Annotated in this window: 20 protein-coding genes; 5 read left to right on the forward strand and 15 right to left on the reverse strand. The window is 73.0% G+C overall.

The genetic code is table 11. The annotated features are described in order from the left end of the window. Nucleotides 1-2 precede the first annotated feature (2 nt). Entirely contained in the window at nucleotides 3-263 is a 261-nt protein-coding gene (locus tag Aru02nite_RS37440) for a DUF3311 domain-containing protein (RefSeq protein WP_203657161.1), read from the reverse strand. Between the two features lie 220 nt (nucleotides 264-483). Between Aru02nite_RS37440 and Aru02nite_RS10510 the strand changes: the two genes are divergently transcribed. Beyond that, a complete protein-coding gene (locus Aru02nite_RS10510; protein WP_203657162.1) occupies nucleotides 484-1,722 on the forward strand; it encodes an SLC13 family permease in 1,239 nt (412 codons plus the stop codon). A 24-nt stretch (nucleotides 1,723-1,746) separates the two neighbouring features. After that, nucleotides 1,747-2,559, forward strand: coding sequence for a metallophosphoesterase (locus tag Aru02nite_RS10515; protein WP_203657163.1), 813 nt, complete (start codon nucleotides 1,747-1,749; stop codon nucleotides 2,557-2,559). 36 nt (nucleotides 2,560-2,595) lie between these two features. Here Aru02nite_RS10515 and Aru02nite_RS10520 read toward each other — a convergent pair whose 3' ends face one another. Together Aru02nite_RS10520 and Aru02nite_RS10525 are read right to left on the reverse strand one after the other, a co-directional pair. Further along, complete coding sequence (locus Aru02nite_RS10520) at nucleotides 2,596-2,793, reverse strand: DUF397 domain-containing protein (protein ID WP_203657164.1); 198 nt, start codon at nucleotides 2,791-2,793, stop codon at nucleotides 2,596-2,598. Between the two features lie 2 nt (nucleotides 2,794-2,795). Continuing rightward, nucleotides 2,796-3,650, reverse strand: a complete 855-nt coding sequence (locus Aru02nite_RS10525) for a helix-turn-helix domain-containing protein (RefSeq protein WP_203657165.1) — start codon at nucleotides 3,648-3,650, stop codon at nucleotides 2,796-2,798. Between the two features lie 437 nt (nucleotides 3,651-4,087). Here Aru02nite_RS10525 and Aru02nite_RS10530 point away from each other — a divergent pair, with 437 nt between their 5' ends. Both Aru02nite_RS10530 and Aru02nite_RS10535 read left to right on the forward strand, forming a co-directional pair. Next, nucleotides 4,088-4,276, forward strand: coding sequence for a hypothetical protein (locus Aru02nite_RS10530; RefSeq protein ID WP_203657167.1), 189 nt, complete (start codon nucleotides 4,088-4,090; stop codon nucleotides 4,274-4,276). Further along, nucleotides 4,264-4,539, forward strand: coding sequence for a hypothetical protein (locus tag Aru02nite_RS10535; RefSeq protein WP_203657169.1), 276 nt, complete (start codon nucleotides 4,264-4,266; stop codon nucleotides 4,537-4,539). Before Aru02nite_RS10530 ends, Aru02nite_RS10535 begins: the two co-directional genes overlap by 13 nt. Nucleotides 4,540-4,553: 14 nt before the next feature. Here the strand turns inward: Aru02nite_RS10535 and Aru02nite_RS36570 are convergent, their stop codons facing one another. Beyond that, nucleotides 4,554-4,760 carry a TM2 domain-containing protein gene (locus Aru02nite_RS36570; RefSeq protein WP_239076594.1) on the reverse strand — a complete coding sequence of 69 codons (207 nt, stop codon included), beginning with the start codon at nucleotides 4,758-4,760 and terminating at the stop codon, nucleotides 4,554-4,556. A 78-nt stretch (nucleotides 4,761-4,838) separates the two neighbouring features. Here Aru02nite_RS36570 and Aru02nite_RS36575 point away from each other — a divergent pair, with 78 nt between their 5' ends. Further along, the gene (locus Aru02nite_RS36575) at nucleotides 4,839-5,402 is read left to right on the forward strand and encodes a hypothetical protein (RefSeq protein WP_239076595.1); all 564 of its coding nucleotides are present in this window, start codon (nucleotides 4,839-4,841) and stop codon (nucleotides 5,400-5,402) included. Between the two features lie 1,390 nt (nucleotides 5,403-6,792). Here Aru02nite_RS36575 and Aru02nite_RS10545 read toward each other — a convergent pair. The 11 genes from Aru02nite_RS10545 to Aru02nite_RS10595 form a co-directional block, all read right to left on the reverse strand. After that, complete coding sequence (locus Aru02nite_RS10545; RefSeq protein ID WP_203657171.1) at nucleotides 6,793-7,929, reverse strand: bifunctional RNase H/acid phosphatase; 1,137 nt, start codon at nucleotides 7,927-7,929, stop codon at nucleotides 6,793-6,795. Then, nucleotides 7,926-8,663, reverse strand: coding sequence for a zinc ribbon domain-containing protein (locus Aru02nite_RS10550; RefSeq protein WP_203657172.1), 738 nt, complete (start codon nucleotides 8,661-8,663; stop codon nucleotides 7,926-7,928). The genes Aru02nite_RS10545 and Aru02nite_RS10550 overlap by 4 nt, the downstream gene beginning before the upstream one ends. Beyond that, on the reverse strand, nucleotides 8,660-9,505 hold the full coding sequence (locus tag Aru02nite_RS10555) for a Nif3-like dinuclear metal center hexameric protein (RefSeq protein ID WP_203657176.1): 846 nt from the start codon (nucleotides 9,503-9,505) through the stop codon (nucleotides 8,660-8,662). Before Aru02nite_RS10555 ends, Aru02nite_RS10550 begins: the two co-directional genes overlap by 4 nt. Nucleotides 9,506-9,597: 92 nt before the next feature. Further along, nucleotides 9,598-10,152 carry a flavoprotein gene (locus tag Aru02nite_RS10560; protein ID WP_239076596.1) on the reverse strand — a complete coding sequence of 185 codons (555 nt, stop codon included), beginning with the start codon at nucleotides 10,150-10,152 and terminating at the stop codon, nucleotides 9,598-9,600. Next, entirely contained in the window at nucleotides 10,149-11,399 is a 1,251-nt protein-coding gene (locus tag Aru02nite_RS10565; RefSeq protein WP_203657177.1) for a helix-turn-helix domain-containing protein, read from the reverse strand. Before Aru02nite_RS10565 ends, Aru02nite_RS10560 begins: the two co-directional genes overlap by 4 nt. A 302-nt stretch (nucleotides 11,400-11,701) precedes the next feature. Then, nucleotides 11,702-12,547 carry a metallophosphoesterase gene (locus Aru02nite_RS10570; RefSeq protein ID WP_239076597.1) on the reverse strand — a complete coding sequence of 282 codons (846 nt, stop codon included), beginning with the start codon at nucleotides 12,545-12,547 and terminating at the stop codon, nucleotides 11,702-11,704. Between the two features lie 124 nt (nucleotides 12,548-12,671). Continuing rightward, complete coding sequence (locus Aru02nite_RS10575; RefSeq protein ID WP_203657549.1) at nucleotides 12,672-13,280, reverse strand: endonuclease V; 609 nt, start codon at nucleotides 13,278-13,280, stop codon at nucleotides 12,672-12,674. Between the two features lie 75 nt (nucleotides 13,281-13,355). Continuing rightward, entirely contained in the window at nucleotides 13,356-14,375 is a 1,020-nt protein-coding gene (locus tag Aru02nite_RS10580) for an ABC transporter permease (protein WP_239076598.1), read from the reverse strand. Beyond that, the gene (locus Aru02nite_RS10585; protein ID WP_239076599.1) at nucleotides 14,372-16,165 is read right to left on the reverse strand and encodes a sugar ABC transporter ATP-binding protein; all 1,794 of its coding nucleotides are present in this window, start codon (nucleotides 16,163-16,165) and stop codon (nucleotides 14,372-14,374) included. The genes Aru02nite_RS10580 and Aru02nite_RS10585 overlap by 4 nt, the downstream gene beginning before the upstream one ends. Before the next feature lie 56 nt (nucleotides 16,166-16,221). Beyond that, nucleotides 16,222-17,280 (reverse strand): sugar ABC transporter substrate-binding protein, encoded by a 1,059-nt coding sequence (locus tag Aru02nite_RS10590; protein ID WP_239076625.1) that lies wholly within the window; start codon nucleotides 17,278-17,280, stop codon nucleotides 16,222-16,224. 245 nt (nucleotides 17,281-17,525) lie between these two features. Continuing rightward, nucleotides 17,526-18,533: a LacI family DNA-binding transcriptional regulator gene (locus Aru02nite_RS10595; protein ID WP_203657188.1), complete on the reverse strand. Its 1,008-nt coding sequence runs from the start codon at nucleotides 18,531-18,533 to the stop codon at nucleotides 17,526-17,528. Between the last annotated feature and the right edge of the window lie 105 nt (nucleotides 18,534-18,638).

Here is an 18,638-nt window from a genome sequence, read left to right on the forward strand (position 1 = left end):
GCTCAGCGCCTCCTCTTCGCGACCTGGTAGACGAGGGTGGTCGCGCCGACGCCGAGCACGATGAACAGCATCTGGAGCCAGTAGAACAGCGGTATGCCGATGAATGTCGGCTTGGCGTAGTTGTAGAGCGGGGTGAGCAGCGGGACGACGACGGGGATGACGAGCAGCCAGTTCCAGGGGCTGCGGTCGGTGCGGCGGGGCCGCCCTCCCTCGGTGTCGTTCCCGGCGGCGTCGTGCGCGCCGCCCGGGTCTGGTCCGGTCACGGGGACCGCCTCCTCTTCCGGGGTGCCGGCGCGGCGGTCGGGGTGTCCGTCGCGGCGGGTGGGGCGCACCGCCCGACGACTCGCGACCCCGGCGTACCGAACCGGTTCACATGACCACCATCACACGTGGGCAGGCCGAATAGTAGGCCCAAGATCCCGGCAGTGCGAGGCGTGCCACGGGACGGGGCTGGAACCGGTCGACCTCGCGTAGCCTGCCGGCATGCGGACGGTGGTCGCGGTGGCCGTACTGCTGGCCGTGCTGGCGTTCGCGATCGCCAGGCCGCGCCGGCTGCCCGAGGCCGTCGCCGCGGTGCCGGCCGCGGCGCTGGTCGTACTGATCGGGCTCGTCCCGTTGCGGGACGCCTGGCACGAGATCGCCTTCCTCGCGCCGACCGTCGGGTTCCTCGCGGCGGTGCTGGTGCTGGCCCGGCTGTGCGCCGACGAGGGCGTCTTCGCGTACGCGGGGGCGCTGGCGGGTGCGGCGGGCCGGGGCTCGCCGCGCCGGCTGCTGGCGGTGGTGTTCGGGGTGGCCGCGGTGGTCACGGCGGTCCTCAGCCTGGACGCCACGGTCGTACTCCTGACGCCGGTGGTGTTCCACACGGCGGCGCTGGCGAAGGTACGGGCGCGGCCGTACGCGTACGCGTGCACGCATCTGGCGAACTCGGCATCGCTGCTGCTGCCGGTGTCGAACCTGACGAACCTGCTGGCGTTCTCGGCGACGGGGCTGTCGTTCGGGGCGTTCGCGGGGCTGATGGCGTTGCCGTGGCTGGTGGTGGTGGCCGTGGAGTACGTGGTGTTCCGGCGGTTCTTCGCCGCGGACCTGGCGACCCCTGCGGTGCCGTACGAGGCGGAGGTGCCGCGGCCGCCGGTGTTCGCGCTGACGGTGCTGGCGGCGACGCTGGTCGGGTTCGGGGTGGCGGAGCCGTTCGGGATCGCGCCGGGCTGGGTGGCGGCGGCGGGTGCGGCGGTCCTCGCGGTACGCCGCACCCGGCGCCCGGGGCTGGCCCGGGAGCTGGCGCGGGCGGCGCATCCGTCGTTCCTGGTGTTCGTGTTCGCGCTGGGCGTGGTGGTGCTTGCGGTGCGCGACAACGGGCTGTCGACGCTGGTGAACGCGGTCCTGCCGGACGGTACGGGGCTGGCCGCGCTGCTCGCCGTCGCCGTCCTCGCCGCCGTACTGGCGAACCTGCTCAACAACCTGCCGGCCACGCTCGCCCTGGTACCGGCGGTGGCGGACCGGCCGGGTCTGGTGCTGGCGGTGCTGCTCGGCGTCAACATCGGCCCGAACCTCACGTACGCGGGGTCGTTGGCGACGCTGCTGTGGCGGCGGGTGGTGCACGCGCACGACATCCGGCCGCGGGGCGGCGAGTTCCTGCGGCTGGGCCTGCTGACCGTCCCCGCCTGCCTGGTACTCGGCGCGGTCGCGTTGTGGTGCGGCCTGCTCGTCGCCGGCCTCGCCTGAGCCGAGCCGCGTACCCTGCCGGCCATGACGAGGATCGCGGTCGTCGGCGACGTCGGCGGGCACCGGGACGAGCTGGCGTCGGCGCTGCGCGCACTCGGCGCCGCCGACGGCGACGACGGTCCCGTACTCCCGCCGGACCTGGTGGTGGTGCAGGTCGGCGACCTGATCGACCGCGGCCCGGACAGCGCGGGCGTGCTCCGCCTGGTCGACGGCGTACTGACCCGGCAGCCCGCGCAGTGGGTGCAGCTCGTCGGCAACCACGAGCAGCGGTACGTGCACCGGGCGGTGTTCCGCTGGCCGGAGACGCTCGACCCGGACTCGGCGGCGACGCTGGTCCGCTGGTGGCGTACCGGGACGATGCGGGCGGCGGTGGCGTTCACCGACGCGTCCGGGCTCGGCTGGCTGGCCTGCCACGGCGGGCTGACCGCGGAGTACCGGCGGGACGTGTTGGGGCGGCCGGGCACGGCGCGGGAGGCGGCCGAGGCGATCGACGCGCTGCGTTTCGACGAACGCCTCTGGCGGCCCGGCGCCAAGCTCACCGGCAGTCCCGACCGCTGGGCCGGACCCGTGTGGGCCGACGCCGCCAGCGAACTGCACCCCTCCTGGCTGGACCGGTACGCCGAGCGCGGTGCGCCGCCGCCGTTCGCGCAGGTGTACGGGCACAGCCAGGCCGCCCGCTGGGACGCCGACGTGCCCGGCCTGGCCATCGACCGGCACGCCCGGCACCAGACCCGTACGGTGGCGGGGATCCCGCTCGTCGGCGTGGATCCGCGGCACGGCCGGCACGCCGCGCCCGAGTGGTCCCCGCTGGTGTTCGCGGACGCGACCCTGGCGTGAGCCGGACCCCGCACTGTCCACTGTGGACCGTGCGGGTCAGCCGTCCAGCCGGCCGGCCTTCACCAGCTCCGTGAACGCCGCGAACGCCGCCGCACCCACCACCAGCGTCCCGCCGTCCCGATCCTTGCTGTCCCGCACCCCGACGACCGTCGCCCCGCCCGCAACCTCGACACAGGCAGCGCCACTTCCACTACTACGACTGCTCTTTCGCCACGTCGTGTGGGTCGGTCTCACGCTCACAACTCCTTAGCCGCTCTCGCCAGGAAGTCCCGGGATTCGCGGGCGCTCAACGCTCGCTCCTCCAGGTCGCGCATGGCGAAGTTGTACGCGGTGACCTCCCGCGGCTTGTCAAGGTACAAGCCGCCAGTCTTCGGTTCAAGGTAGACAATGGGTGACTCCCGGTTCTCCGGGAACTCCAAGATGATGAAGTTCGTGTCCAGCGAAGCGTGTGCGCCGGCGGCGAAGGGCAGGACCCGCACGTCGACGTTGGGCAGATCGGTCGCCTCGATCAGCGCGTGGATCTGCTTCTCCATCACCCTTGTTCCGCCGATGGGGCGGCGAATCGCGGGCTCGTCGAGGATGACGCTCAGCCGCGGCGCGGGCGGGTCCTCCCGCGTGAGGATGGCCTGTCGCTTCATCCGGAACGAAACGCGTTCCTCGATCGTCTCGCGGCTCGCGGTCGACGCGACCCGCGATATCGCCCAGCAGTAGTCCTTCGTCTGCAAGAGGCCGCAGACGAGGTTCGCGGAGTATTCGCGGATCGACCCGGCGACCCTTTCCAGGTCCACGTAGAGATGTTTGAAGGTCGGCGCACCTTCCAGTGTTGAGTGCCACCAACCTTTTGCGCGCGACTCGGCGGCGAGCGCGATCAGAAGTTCCGTGGTTTCGGCATCGGCGCGGTAGAGGCTCGCCATGGCGATCATGTCGCTCTTCGTGGCGGAGACCTTTCCTTTCTCGATGCGCCAGATCTTGTGGCGGGACCAGCCGAGTTCGTCGGCGGCGATCTCCGCGGTGTAGCCGGCGGCGCGGCGCAGCGCCCTGGCCTGCCGGCCGAGCTGACGGCGCGGAACGGTGGAACCGGTGTCGGGCATCGTTGCACTCCCGGTGGGCGATGTTGCACGGCGTCCGCACCGTGTCGCACGGTGCGTCATCCGCCTCTGGAATCAACACAAAACCTGCCTATGTGCTGCGGAAACACTGCCGGGGCAGATTGCCGCAGTAGTCGGGGCAATGATCTCATCGAGGGCGTCGGAGGTGACGGTACCGAGTCAGCGCGAGTCGGAGCGTCACCACCGACCGGTACGGGCCTCCGAGCCGTCGCCCGTACCGGCGCGGACCCGTCCGCGCCACACAGCGGTACCGGACGATCGCGGGCGGACTCCGCCTGCGGGCAGGTGGCCCCCCGCCTGCGAAGGATCCGGCACCGGCCGGCGACCCCGCCGTACCCGGGGCCGCCGCCTCCCCGCGGCGTCAGGGGCCAGACACGTGACGCCGCGGGGAGCTTCCCCCGCCACGCGAGGAGGACGCGATGCGACGTGCGCTGCGCGCGCTGTCGGCCTGGTTGAGCCGGATCCGCGACGACGACCGGCCACCGACCGACCCGTTCGACGCGGCGGTCGAACTCGCCCGGCGGCAGCGGCTGGCACACGAGGCGATCCGGCGCCGGCTGCGGCGTACCGACACAGGCGACCTGGAGGTCGTGGAATGGTGGCGCTGAGCCGATCCGGCCCACCCGACCGGCGGGCGCTCGTCGGCGCGGTCGTGCGGATCGGTCCACCGTGCGGCGAGCTGCCGTGCGGGCCCGAGTACACGGTGTGGTTCGGGTTCCGGGTGGTCGCGGCGCGGGGACTGCTGAACCGGCCCGGCTGGCTGCGGCTGCGCGGCTGGCGGCTCCCCGCCGACGACCTGCGCGAGGTCACCCTCGTCGTACGCGCCGCCGCGCTGCGCGCCCGCTCCCCCGGCTGGCCGCTGCCGCCGTGATGTCCACAATGGACTCAGAGGCCGACGCGCCGCTCCGCGTTCACCCGGCGGGTCTGCGACGGCAACGTGAACAGGTCGACGAGCCACCCGATGCCCAGCACGCCGCCCGTCAACAGGTACAGCAGGCCGCGCCCGACCTTCCCCAGGTAGAACTGATGGATCCCCAACAACCCGAAGAAGAACCACAACACGTACGCCAGGCCCAGCGACTTGTCCCGCACCCGTACCCCCTCGCTCCACAGTGGACGCCCATGGTACGTGAGACCGTCCCGTGTCCTCCCCCCTCGATACTCCCACCCGTGACCACCACCATGTCGCCGCTCCGCCGCATCCGCGACGCCCGCCGCATCACCCTCCACACCCGCCTCGACCGCCACGCCGCGATCCGTACCATCGCCCGCGGCGTCACCGGCCGACGCCCCACGTACCCCGCCGAGGCGTTCACCCTCGGCGGCGAACTTCCGCCCGGCATACCGCCCACACCGGTCACCATCGTCGGCACCGTACGAACCGACCGCCTCGAACTCACCGTCAACCGCCCCGACCGACGCAGCGTGTGGCGCTGCGTCCTCACCGCCCGGATCACCTCCGAGCCCGGCGGCGCCGAACTCACCGGACGGTTCCACTGGCACCCCGCCAGCATCCTCGCCACCGTCGCCATGCTCGCCATACCCGGATTCGCGACACTCGTCGTCGCCAGCCGCATCGCGCACGGCACCCTCACGTACCGGCCGCCCATGCTCATCCTGCCCGGCATGCTCCTCGCCGCACTCGGCATGATCGCCGTCGGCGTGCGCTGGATGCGCGACGACGAACAGTACCTCCGCACCTGGCTCGCAACCCGCCTCCGACCGCGCCGCTAGTCGGGCGGGGTACTTCCGGTCTTGTTGCATCTGCCTGGCTCCACGTAGGCGAGGCGTGGGCGCGGCGCACTTCTGTACACAATGGACGGTGGGCGGGCATGGCCTCCCGGGCGCTGAGTCATGCGCGGGTTCGAGCGCGTACTTCGTGCCGGCTTTGTGCGCCGGCCCCGGCATTCGCGGGTGTCTGTTCGTCTCCGCGTTCCCGGGGTTGTGGCTTCCGGGGTTCGGGGTTGCGGTCTGCTTCCGGGATCCGGGTGGTTGCAATCAGGTTCCGCGTTCCGGGGAGGTTGCGGTCCAAGTTCCGGTGGTGTGGTTGGCTTCCGAGTCCCGGGGAGGTTGCGGGCCTCCTGGCTCGGGGTTGCGGTTCTACTTCCGGGATCCGGAGTTGCGGTCTGCTTCCCGAGTTCCGGGGGTGCGGCCCGAGTTCCGGGGGTGCGGCCCGAGTTCCGGGGGTGCGGCCCGAGTTCCGGGGGTGCGGTTCGCCTCCGAGGCCGGAGACTGCGGCTGGCTTCCGAGTTCGGGGATGGCTGTCGCTTGGGAGTTCGGGGATGCGTTCCACGCAGTGAGGACGTTGGGGCTCAGCTCGGCGCTCCGGATGCCAATCGCTTTCGAGTGCGGCGGCTGTGGTCCACGCCTGAGCCGGGCGTGCTGCGCCTGGAAAGCGCCGCGCCTCCAGGGGAACAGCGCAAATCCGTTGCGGCAAAGGCGGTGGTAACTCACGCGGGGTAAGGCAGTCCTCGTGCCCCGTGACGGGCGGGCTCCATGACACGCGGGCTCCGCGACGTGCGGGTGGGCAGGCTCCGTGATACGCGGCTGAACAGCCTCCGTGACGCGCGCGAAAGGCGACTCTGGTGACACGCGCGAAAGGCAGTATCTGCGACGCGCTCAAGGCAGCCCCCGCCCACCCTGGGGGGCGAACCCCGACACGATCCTACCGTCGCGCACCCCCGCCCGCCTCTCCCTGTGGACAGCCCGGTACTCCTGTGGACAGCGCCACCACCCAGGCGTACCAACGTGGTAGGCGGTCCAGATCCGGGGCGCTACCCGCCCTGGCGCGGCACCGGCCGGGATCCGGCGCTGCACGCCCGCCCCGCTACGCGGCTCAGCCGGTAGAACCCAGTGCGTCCGGTGCTCAGAGCAAAGGCACGCCAACGCACGCCCCACCCGTCCAACGCGCCGACCGCTGATCCCAAGCCCGACCCCGATCCCGGCCCGGCGCACGCCATCCGCCGCACTGCCACCACCCACACGCAAGCAACCCCGTGACGGCCAACATCCCGCCACCGCACACGACGCCCGGCCACACGCTCACACCCGGGCCACCGACGCGAACGGCAACAAGCGCCACCAGCAACCAGCACGCCCCACCTACGACATCACCAGCGGCGCCTCAGAGATGCGTGGTTTCGTTCACGGTACGCACCGCGGCGGTGCCGTCCGGCCAGGTGTCCACGATGGACAGTCCGGCGGGGCTGGTCTGGATGCTGTCCAGGAACCGCTTTCCCGCGCCCAGTACGTCGCGCAGCGCGAGCTTCACCATGGTGCCGTGGCCGACGACGATGACGGTGCCGCCGGCGTACCGGGTGCGGGCGGCGTCGAGGACCGGCGTGAACCGGGCGGCGGCGTCGTCGATGCTCTCGCCGCCGGGCGGCGCGACCGCGGTGGAGGCGAGCCAGCCGGCCAGTTCGTCCGGCCATTCCTGCTGGATCTCGGCGAACGTCCGGCCGTCCCACGCGCCGAAGGAGCATTCGGCGAGGTCCGGTTCCACGACCACGGTCGTACCGGAGCGGGAGGCGACGACGGCGGCGGTGTCGCGGGCGCGGGTCAGCGGCGAAGTGAGGACGGCGGCGCCGGGTGCGAGGACGGCGAGCCGGTCGGCAAGCGCGACGGCCTGCATCCGGCCGATGTCGCTGAGTTCGGGATCGCAGTCGCGGCCGCAGAACACGCCCTGCCGGGTCTGCTCGGTCGCCGCGTGCCGCACCAGGATCATCCTGGTACGCAACGGATCCGGCGCCGCGGTCCCGGCGGGCGGCGTCGACGCCACCGCGACCTCGGGCGTACCGGGACTGTCGAGGGCGACCGTCTCGACGGTGTCGAGGCTGACCGGCACCCCGCGTACGCCGGCGTCCATGGCCGCGTTCGCCAGCGCGTCCGCGTGCTTGTTGCGCGCCCGCGGGATCCACGTGAAGGTCACCTCGGCGAAGCCGGCGACCAGCCTGGTGGCCTCCTCGTACCGGGGGCGCAGGCCGGGGTGCTTGACCTTCCACCGGCCGGCCATCTGCTCCACGACCAGCTTCGAGTCCATCCGGACGTCCACCCGCCGGGCGCCCAGTTCGGCCGCCGCGCGCAGCCCGGCCACGAGCCCCGCGTACTCGGCGACGTTGTTGGTGGTGACGCCCAGGAACTCGGCGCGCTCGGCGAGTACCGTGCCGGTGGCGGGATCGCGCACCAGCGCGCCGAATCCGGCCGGGCCCGGGTTGCCCCGCGACCCGCCGTCCGCTTCGACGACGACGCGCTCGACGGTCACAGCCCCGACTCGTTCGTCCGGACGAGGATGACGCCGCACTCCTCGTGCCGGATCACCTCGTTCGGCGGGGCGGACCGCACCGCGGACAGCTCCGAACCGGACAGTTCGAGGCGGCAGCCCTCGCAGCGCCGGCCCCGCAGCAGTGCCGCGCCGATGCCGGTGTTGGCGCGGATCCGCTCGTACAGGGCGAGCAGATCCGCCGGCAGTACCGACGCCAGCGGGTCACGCTCGCTGCGGCGGCGCTCCTCCTCCGTCGAGATCTCCAGTACTGCGGCGTCCCGGCGCTGTTCGACGCCCTCGCGCTCGCCGCGTACCTGGGACTGCCGGCTGGTCGCGGCGGCCAACGTACGCTCGGCGCCCTCGCGTTCCTCCATCAGTTCCAGCTCGCCGTCCTCCAGCTCGCTCTGCCGGCGGCCCAACGAGGTCAGCTCGTGCTGCAGCGACTCCAGCTCCTTCGCCCCGCCCGAGCCGGACTCCAGCCGCTGCCGGTCCCGCGCGGCGCGCTGGCGTACCTGGTCGATGTCGCGTTCCAGGCGGGCGATGTCGCGGTCCAGGTCCTGCACCGCGGTCTCCGCGCGGACCTGCTCGTCGGTCGCGTCGCGCAGCTCGGCGTCGAGCCGCTCCAGTTCGGCCAGCTCCGGCAGGTGCCCCCGGCGGTGCGCGAGCTGGGTCAGTGCGGTGTCGGTCGCCTGCAGGTCCAGCAGTCGGCGTTGCGCAGCCGGGTCGGCCTTCACGGGCGGTACTCCTCGTCGTCGCGCGGCATCCCGGGGCGGGCGTGGACAGTCCACGGATCCGTCACCCGGGACGAGATTATGCCTTCCACCGGCAGCTCCGCCGTCAGCCGTGCGGACACCTGCCCCAGCCACGGCCACTCCGTCGCCCAGTGCGCCGCGTCCAGCAGCGCCGGACCACCCTCCGCCAGGTACTCGCTGGCCGGGTGGTGCCGCAGGTCCGCCGTCACGTACGCGTCGGCACCGGCGGCCCGCGCGTCGGCCAGGAACTCGTCACCCGACCCGCCGCACACCGCCACCGTACGCAGCAGGCGGTCCGGGTCGCCGGCCCCGCGTACGCCCCAGGCGGTGGCGGGCAGGGCATCCGCGACGGTCCGGGCGAACCGGGCCAGCGGCACCGGAACGGGCAGCGAACCGACCCGCCCGATCCCCCGGCCGCCGCCCTCCGCCGCGCCGGACGCGGCCCGCAGCGGCCGCAGTCCGGTCAACCCCAACGTCTCCGCCAGCGCGTCGGACACCCCGGGGGCGGCCACGTCGGCGTTCGTGTGCGCCACGTACAGGGCGACGCCGGCGCGGATCAGCCCGTGCACCACCCGCCCCTTGTACGTCGTGGTCGCCACGCTCGACACCCCGCGCAGCAGCAGCGGGTGGTGCGCGACGACCAGCTCGGCGCCCGCGTCGACCGCCTGCTCGACCGTCTCCGGCAGGCAGTCCACCGTGAACAGCACGCGCCGCACCGGCGCCGTCGGCTCGCCCACGACCAGGCCCACCCGGTCCCACGGCTCGGCCCATTCCTCCGGGTACCACCGGCACAGCGCCCCGGCCACGTCCGCCACTGTCACCATCCCGGGCAGGCTACCCGCTGCGCCGCGCCCGCCCGGTGCGTACCCGGGGCGGGGCAGCTCGGCGGCACGTGCGGAGCACGACGCGCGGGTGGTCAGTTCCGTTGCGGGACAACGGGAACCGCGTCCAGCGCGAGCCGCCACGGCAGGTCCGCGGTGGCCGCGCCGCCGGGCGCGGGCAGCGGGCACACGTCGTCACCGAACAGCACCCGTACGCCCCAGGACCGCAGCCGCGCCACGTTCGCCACGAACGCCGGGTGCGCCGCATGGAAACGGTTCGAGTACGGCACGGCCACGATCGGCACGCCCCGGCCGTACGCCTCAGTCAGGATGCCGAGCGGCAGCGTGTCGCTGATCCCCGCCACCCACTTGTTGACGGTGTTGCAGGTGGCCGGAGCGACCACGATCGCGTCCGCGTCCGGCAGCAGGTCCGGCGTCCCCGGCAGCTTGTACTCGCTGCGCACCGGAAACCCGGTACGCGCCGCCAACCCCGGTACGTCCACGAACCGGGTCGCGGTCGGCGACGCCACCACGCACACCCGCCACCCGTCCCGCTGCGCCGCCTCGACGAGGGTGCCGACGTTGCGGGCCACCGGCGAGCCGCACACGATCGCGTACAGCACCGGCCCGCCGGTGCCGGCCAGGGTCACACCGCCACGCCGAGGTGGTCGGCCAGTTCGGCCAGCGGGCCGGTCGGCGAACCGTGCCGGCGCCGCAGTACGCCGGTCATGACCTCGTGCGCGTGCGGCCGGCAGCGGATCTCCGACGGGGCCAGCCGGTCCGCCTCGACCAGCAGCTCCGACGCCGTGTCCAGGTCACCCGTCTGCGTGTACGCCCGGCACACGTCGACCAGGTGGTGCGCGCGCCGCTCGGGCAGCAGCGCCGCGAACGCCTCCGGGTCCAGGCCCTCGTGCGTACCGATCGCGGTGCCGTGCTCGCCCAGCTCGACCGCGGCGCACGCCCGGTGCAGCGCGACGTTCGTCGGGCCGAAGACCGTCCAGTAGTGGTTGGCGTCGCGGCCCAGCCGCTCCGCCGCCTCGTCCGCGGCACGCAGCAGGTCCCGGCTCGTCGCCAGGTCACCGCCGCGCGCGGCCGCCATCGCCCCCTGCAACAGCAGCTGCCCGTACACGCTGAGCCGGGCCGGCGTCGCCTCCTTGTCGCTCGACGGCGCGAGCCGGTGCGCGACCTGCACGTTCAGGTCCAGCGCGGGCCGGGTACGACCGAGCGCGAGCATCGCGTTCGCCACCCGGGTCGTCGCCACCCCGGCGAGCAGCGGGTCACCCGCCCGGTGCGACACGCCGATCGCCCGGTCCGCGGCGAGCCACCCCAGCTCGTGCTCGCCCAGCTTGCGCATCACCGACGCCGCGATCTGGTACGTCTGCGCCAGCAGGTGCGCCGCGTTCACCCGGGCGCCGGTGTCCGTCACCGTCACCATGCCCTCGTCGTACGCCGCGTCGGCGCTCTGCGCGTCCCGCAGCAGCTTCGGCAACGACCGGGCCACCATCCCGTACTTGGCGTGCTGGAAGGACGCCCAGGCGTGCCACACCGCCTTGCGCAGCTCGTCCAGCTCCACCTCGTCGACGTGCGGCGGCTCGAAGAACGCGACGACCTGGTCGTAGTTCTCCAGGGCGGCGCGGATCTCCTCCACCTCGACCTGGTCGACGCAGTTCACGCTGTCCGGCTGGCGGTGCATCTCGCCGCACAGCAGCTGCACGTCGATGCGCAGCACGTCCGCGATCTCGTACAGGACGGAGAACTTGTCCAGTCGCCGGACGCCGCGCTCGACCTTGTCGACCCAGCTCTTGGACTTGCCGATCTGATCGGCGAACAACTGCTGCGACATCTTCCGCCGCGCCCGCCAGTAGGCGACCCGGCGCCCGATTGGCAGCTCGTCCATCCTGACCCCCTGTGCGTCGCTACCGGCTCAGCGGGTCACGTGCGGCGGTCCGTTCGCGGTGTCGCCGACCGTGCCCCTCTGGTACCGACCTCACGTGCCCGAGTCGCTCTGCGATCGCGGTGCGCAAACAACTCGTAGTGGTCATTTCCCCTAAGTTGTACCACTGCGGTTGACCACTTCATATGGCGCAACGACCGGAAAGTGGGGCAGTAACGAGAAAGATTCGGGAGCTGTCACCCGCGGCGGTGATTGACCGACCGCCCCGGGTGACCAACGCGCAGGTCAGCCGGTACGAAGCCCGGTCAGCCCGGGTACGGCAGCCGGGTGACCAGGCACGGCCCGCCGGCGAACAGCCCACCGTCGACGGAGAGTGCGCGACCCCCCGCGTACGAGAGCGGCTCGGTGACCTCCGCCGGATCCACCGCGAGCTGCTCCGGGATCGGACTGTGCCCGTGCACGAGCCGGCTGCCGCCCAGGATGTCGAGCAGCCGCCCGACCCGCTCCTCGCCGCCCTCGCCGCGGAAGTCGTGCCGCCGGGTCAGCTGCCGGAAGCAGTCCCACCAGCGGGTCGCGTCGTCGCCGTCCAGCTCCGCGCGCAGCGCCCGGTTCACCGACCCCACCGTGTCCCCGTACTCCAGGTACGCGAGGGTGTCGGAGTGCGCGAGCAGGTGGTTGTCGGCGAGCGCCAGCGCCGGCCGCGACCGCAGCCAGTCGGCCTGCTCGTCGGTGAGCGCCGCCAGGTCGGAGTCCCGCCCGCCGTTGAGCTGCCAGGTCGTCAGGAAGCTGCGCGCGCCGGCCGGCATGTCGATCAGCTCGTCGCCGAACTTGCGGCTGCCCAGCAGCAGGATCTCGTGGTTGCCGAGCAGCGTGTCGACCATGCCGCCCACCTCGCGGGCCTCCACGCCGAGCCGGCGCACCAGCTCGACCACGCCGACACCGTCCGGGCCGCGGTCGGTCAGGTCGCCCAGGAACCACAACCGGGTACGCCCGGCCGCCCAGTGCCCGTCGTCGTCGACCAGCGCCGCCTCCGTCAGCGCCGCCACCAGCGGCCCGGCCTGCCCGTGTACGTCACCCACCACGTACAGCGGAGGGACGTCCTGCTCGGTGGTCGCGTCGGAGTCGGCACGCGCGGAAGTGGAGATCGACACGCCGCACATGCTAGATGCACCGCCTCGGCCGCCGTCATCATCCGACGGGTTCGGCCCGGGTTGGCCCCCGGACCGGGCGGCGTTGCACCCGAAATGCCCGATTGCGCCGCGGCCGGGCCCGCGCTCAGACGCCGGCGAGTACGTCCCGGGACAGCCGGTCGGCGCGCCGCGTCGTCTCCGGCAACCGGTACGCCGGGGTCAGCCGCAACGCCAGCGCGCACGCCGCGTCCAGGCCCAGCCGGTGCCCGACCGACACGTACACCGGGCGTACGCCGTCGCGGGTGCGCAGCACCCGGCCCACCACCTCGCCGCCGTCGGTCAGCGGCGCCCAGTCACCCCGCCGCCGCCCGGGCTCCTCGTACCGGCCGACGAAGGGGGTCTTGGCGATCCCGATCGTCGGCAGCCCGGTGAGTACGCCGAGGTGGCAGGCCAGGCCGAAGCGGCGCGGGTGCGCGAGCCCGTACCCGTCGCAGAGCAGGACGTCGGGCGTGGTGCGCAGGTCGGCCAGTGCGCCGAGCAGCGCCGGCAGCTCCCGGAACGCGAACAGCCCCGGCACGTACCCGAACGCGGCGCGCCCAACGCGCGTCGCCCGGTCCACCGGTGCCAGCGTGTCGGCGTCCAGGACGACCACCGCGGCGGCCAGCCGGTCGTCCGGACCGTACGACACGTCCAGGCCGGCGACCGTACGCAGCGGCGCGGGCAGCTCGCCCTCCCGTACCACCAGCGGGCGCAGCCGGTCCTGTACCGCCTCGGCCTCGGCGACCGTCGACGGCCACGTACCGGGGTCCGGGATGTCCACGCGGGCAGGCTACTCGGTGCTGCGCTCGCCCCCGACCACCCGGGACAGCGCCAGCGCGACGAGGATGACCGCGCCGTCCACCGCGTCGATCCAGTAGCTCTGCACCTGGGCCAGCGCGAGGATGTTCTGCACCAGACCGAGCAGTACGACACCGGTCGCGGCGCCGAGCATGTTGCCGCGCCCGCCGTTCAGGCTGACGCCGCCGATGACCGCGGCGGCGAACACCGTGAAGATCAGGTTCGTACCCTGGTTGGCGGTGACCGCGACGACCCGGCCCGCCTCCATCAGGCCGCCGAGCGCGGCGAGCGCGCCGCCCACCACGAACACGCCGATCCGGATCCGGTCCACCTTGATGCCGGCGGCCCGCGCCGCCTCCCGGTTGCCGCCGATCGCGTACAGGGCGCGGCCGGTGCGGGTGTACCGCAGGTACAGGCCGGCGGCGACGAAGACGGCGGCGGCGACCCACACCGACACCGGCAGGTCCGCGAAGTAGAACGCGCCGAGCGCGATGAACGCCTTCGGCAGGTGGTAGATCGTGTGCCCCGAGACGATCCCCGTCTGTACGCCCGCCAGCAGGATGTACATGGCCAGCGTCAGGATGAAGCCGTTGATCTTCGCCTTGACGATCAGGGTGCCGTTGAACGCGCCGATCAGGCCGCCCACCACGATCCCGGCGGCGAGCCCGAGCAGCGGGTTCAGCTCCACCCCCAGCCCGAACTGCGCGACCGGCGCGACCAGCCACGCGGCCACCATCGCCGACAGCCCGTAGTTCGACTGGAGCGACAGGTCCATGCTGCCGGTGACCAGGATCAGCGTCTCCGCCACCACGACCACGCCGAGCGCGGACACCTGCTGACCGACGTTCGTGAAGTTGGCCAGCGTCAGGAACGAGTCGCTGACGAACGCGCCGACCACGCACAGCACCACGATCACCGGGATCAGCGCGAACTGCTGCACCAGGCTCACCGCCGCGCCCCGCCGGCGGGTCCACCCCGCGGCGACGACCGGTTCCAGGCTCGTGTTCGTCACTGCGCCGCCCCTCCCTCATCGGTACCGCCGCGCGCGGCGCTGTCGCCCGTTGTGCCGCCCGCGGCACTGTCGCCCGTTGTGCCGCCCGCGGCACTGGCGCCCGTTGTGCCGCCCGCGGCACTGGCGCCGGTGGTGCCGCCCATCCCGCCGCCGCTCGCGGTACTGCCGCTCGTGGTGTCGCCGGCTGCGGTGTCGCCGCCCGTGATGCCGGTACCCGGCGGGTCGTCGTCTCGGGCGCCGAGGCCCTCGGACGCGGCGATGAGCGCCTCCCGGTCCCAGGGCGGCTCGACGAACTCGGCGAACGTACGGCCGCGGACGAGGACGACGATGCGGTTGGCGATGGCCAGGTCGGCGAGGTCGTCGGAGACGAGCAGGACGCCGGCGCCGGCCCCGCGTACCTCGTCGAGTGCGCCGAGCAGCGCGCGTTTGGAGGCGACGTCGACGCCCTGGGTGGGTGCGACGGCGACGACGACGCGCGGGTCGCGGGCGAGCGCCCGGCCGACGACGACCTTCTGCTGGTTGCCGCCGGACAGTTCGACGACGGGCTGTGCGGTACCGGCGGACACCACGCCGAGGCGTTCGGCGAGCCGGCGTGCCGCGGCCAGGTGCCGGCGCGGCGACAGCACCCCGTACCGGGTGAGGCGGTCGGTGATCGTCATGGTGATGTTGTCGCCGACCCCGAGCATCGGCACGTACCCGCGGGCGTGCCGGTCCTCGGGCACGTACCCGATGCCGTGTCGCAGCGCCACGTCCGGCCGCCCCGCCGGCAGCGGTACGCCCGCGACCAGTACCGCGCCGGCGGTGGGCCGGACGAGCCCGGCGACCGCGTCCGCGAGCGTCGTCGTACCGGAGCCGGCGAGGCCGAGGACGCCGACGCACTCGCCGGGGCGTACGACGAGGGAGACGTCGGTGAGGCTGCCGCGGGCGTCGGCGGCGGTCAGGTGCCGGACGGCGAGCACCGGGGCGGCGTCCGGGTCCGGGGTGGGTGCCGCGTCGATGGTGGTGGTGCCGGCGAGCGGGTCCTCCGGGCCGACCATCGCGGTCACCAGCTCGTCCTGCCCGATGCCGCCGACCGCCCCGGTACGGACGTGCCGGCCGTCGCGCAGCACCGTCACCCGGTCGCAGATCTCGTACACCTCCTCCAGGTGGTGGGAGATGTAGAGGATGCCGACGCCCTGCGCGAGCAGCGGGCGCAGCCGGCCGAACAGCCGCCGTACGCCGGCGCGTTCCAGGGCGGCGGTCGGTTCGTCGAGGATCAGGCAGCGGGTGCCGGTGGACAGCGCGCGGGCGATCTCCACGATCTGCCGCTGCTCCACCGAGATCGCCCCGGCCGGCGCGGTCACGTCGACGTCGACGCCCCACTCCCGCAGCACCTCCGCCGCCCCGGTACGCATCGCCGACCAGTGCAGCGGTCCCGGCAGCACCCGGCCGAGCCCGGTACGGCGCGGCTGCCGGTCGAGGTACATGTTCTCGGCGACCGTCAGCGTCGGTACCAGCATCGAGTGCTGGTGGACGGTGGCCACCCGGCGGCGCCACGCGGCCGGGTCGCCGACCGGGGGCGCCGGTTCGCCGCCGAGGCGTACGACGCCGGTGTCGGGGCGGCGCAGGCCGGACAGGATCGACACGACGGTCGACTTGCCGGCGCCGTTGCGCCCGACCAGGCCCAGGCACTCGCCGGGCTGGATCGCGAGGCTCACGTCGGTCAGCGCGCGGGTGTGCCCGAAGCTCTGCGACAGCCCCACACCCTCGATCACGTACGGCGGCGCCGGCCGCCCCGGGTCACCACTCACCGCGCCTCCCGCTCAGGACAGGTCGTGGATCCGTTGCGCGGCAACGGATCCCGGTGTCAGCTGCCGGCCTGGTTGCCCCACAGGTGCGGGTCGTCGACGTTGTCCTTCGTGACCAGCGGCGCCTTGATCGGGTCCTCCAGGTTCTTCGCCACCGTCACCAGCGGGCCGGCGCCGGACGCCGCCTGCTGCCCCTTCGCGTACGTCTTCCCGCTCAGCGCGTCCCGCGCGTACTTCACCGCGAACTGCGCGTACAGGTTGGCGGGTTGGGAGATCGTGGCGTCGAGCGTGCCGTCCTTGACGTCCTTCATCTCGAACGGGACACCGTCGTTGCTGACCAGGATGACGTGCTTCGCCGACCCGACCGTGGTGAACTTCCCGGCGCTGCGCTCCGCCTGGATGATGCCCGACACCGGGCCTGACCACTGCGTGTAGATCCCGACCAGATCCTTGTACGTGGACATCGCGGTGGACGCGGCCGTCGTCGCCGTCGGCGTGTCCCACTTCGTCGGGTACTTGACCACCTTCAGCTTCGGGTACTTCCGCTTCATGCACCCCTCGAACGCGGTCGACCGGTCGCGGCCGTTCAGCGACGACAGGTCACCCTGGAGTTCGGCGACGGTACCGGACTTCGCGTGGCCGCCGATGTAGTCGCACGCCTCCCGGCCGTACAGCTCGTTGTCGGCGCGCACGATCATGTACACGTCGCCCGCGCTCGGCGCCACGTCCACCGAGACGACCGGGATCCCCTTGCTCTTGGCGTAGTCCAGCGCCGGCGCGATCGCCGCCGAGTCGACCGGGTTCACCACCAGCGCCTGCGCGCCCTGCGCGATCAACGTACGGATGTCGCTGATCTGCTTGCCCGAGTCGTTGTTCGCCACCAGCGGCCCGATCAGCTTCGCGTGGTACTTCCCCGCGAACTGCTTCTCGTAGGAGATGTACGACGTCCAGAAGTCCGTGTTGTTGAAGGTGAGCGAGACACCCAGCTTGAACGTCTCGCCCGCACCCAGCTTCGCGGCCTTGCCGCCGGCCGAGCCGCCCGGCCCGGACTCCGAGCACGCCGCCGCCCCGGCCACGAGTACCACCGCCACGACCGCCCCGGCGATCCGCCGCGCCATGCTCACGCGAATCAACCCCTTCGACCCGATCGGTGTCGAAGCAGGACCCTAACCACGCATTCATCCGATGACAAGACCCGATCGGTCCGCTCCGCCCCGGCCTGTCCCCCGATCCGACCACCGCAGATCCGATGTCACCCGGTACTCCCCGGCCAACGTCGCGGGCGCGGCGGCGCGGCCCGGATCCGCGGGCGCGGCGGAAACGTCGGCGGTCCGGTCCGGTTGCGTAGTAAGGAGATCCGGGGTCAGCGTTCGCCGGAGCCGCGGGGTACGAGCTTGGTCGGCAGCACCACCGTACGGGCCGGCGTGTGGTCGCCGGCGAGCCGCGCCACGACCATCTCGGCGGCGATCCGGCCCATCTCCTCGGGTTCGTTGCCGACGACGGTGATGCCGAGGACGTCGGCGAGGTCGAAGTCGTCGAAGCCGACGAGTGCCGGCGGGTCGGCCCGGTCGGCGAGCGCCCGCAGCGCGCCAGCCGTGTTGACGTTGTTGGTGGTGAACAGCGCCGTCGGCGGCGGGTCCACCGCCAGCAGCTCCGCCGTACTCCGGGTCGCGGTGGCGGCGTCGTGCGAGTCGGCCCGGACGTACCGCTGCCAGAAGGTGATGCCCGCGTCGCTCATGGCGTCGGCGAAGCCGGCCATCCGTTCGCGGTGGGTGGACAGCCGGGACAGGTCGCCGACGAGGCCGATGCGCCGGTGCCCGCCGGCCAGCAGGTGCGCGACGGCGGCGCGGGCGCCGGCCCGGTTGTCGACCAGTACGGTGTCGGCGTCCAGGTTCACGGGCGGTCGGTCGAGGAACACCACCGGGGTACGGCCGCGCTCCGCCGCCAGGTATCCGTGGTCGGCGGCGCTCGGTACCAGCAGCAGCGCGCGGACCCGGCGTTCCAGCAGTTCCTCGACCAGGGAGCGTTCCTGCTCGGCGTCCTCGTCCGTACTCGCGGTCACCAGTTGCAGCCCACCGGCGCGCAGTACGCGTTCCGCGCCGCGGGCGATGCGCGAGTAGAACGGGTTGGCCAGGTCGGAGATGATCAGGCCGACCGAGGTGGAGGTGGCGCCGGACCGCAGCTCGCGGGCGATGCGGTTGAGCCGGAAGCCGAGCCGGTCCGCGGCCTGGCGTACCCGGGCGGCGGTGGCCTCGGTGACGTGCGGGTGGCCGTTGAGCACCCGGGACGCGGTCTTGAGGCTCACCCCGGCCTCGGCCGCGACCTGGCGCAGCGTCGGCCGCCCGGCTGCCACGTCCCGTGCACCGTCCATCGTCCACCCTTCGCCCGGCGCGTCCTCGTACGAGCAAGCAGCGTAACGGCCGGTGCGTTTCGGGCGGATCACCCGCCGGCGCCGCACCGGTACCCGGCCGGGTAC

Source organism: Actinocatenispora rupis (genome assembly GCF_016861975.1).
GTDB classification, from domain to species: Bacteria; Actinomycetota; Actinomycetes; order Mycobacteriales; family Micromonosporaceae; genus Actinocatenispora; species Actinocatenispora rupis.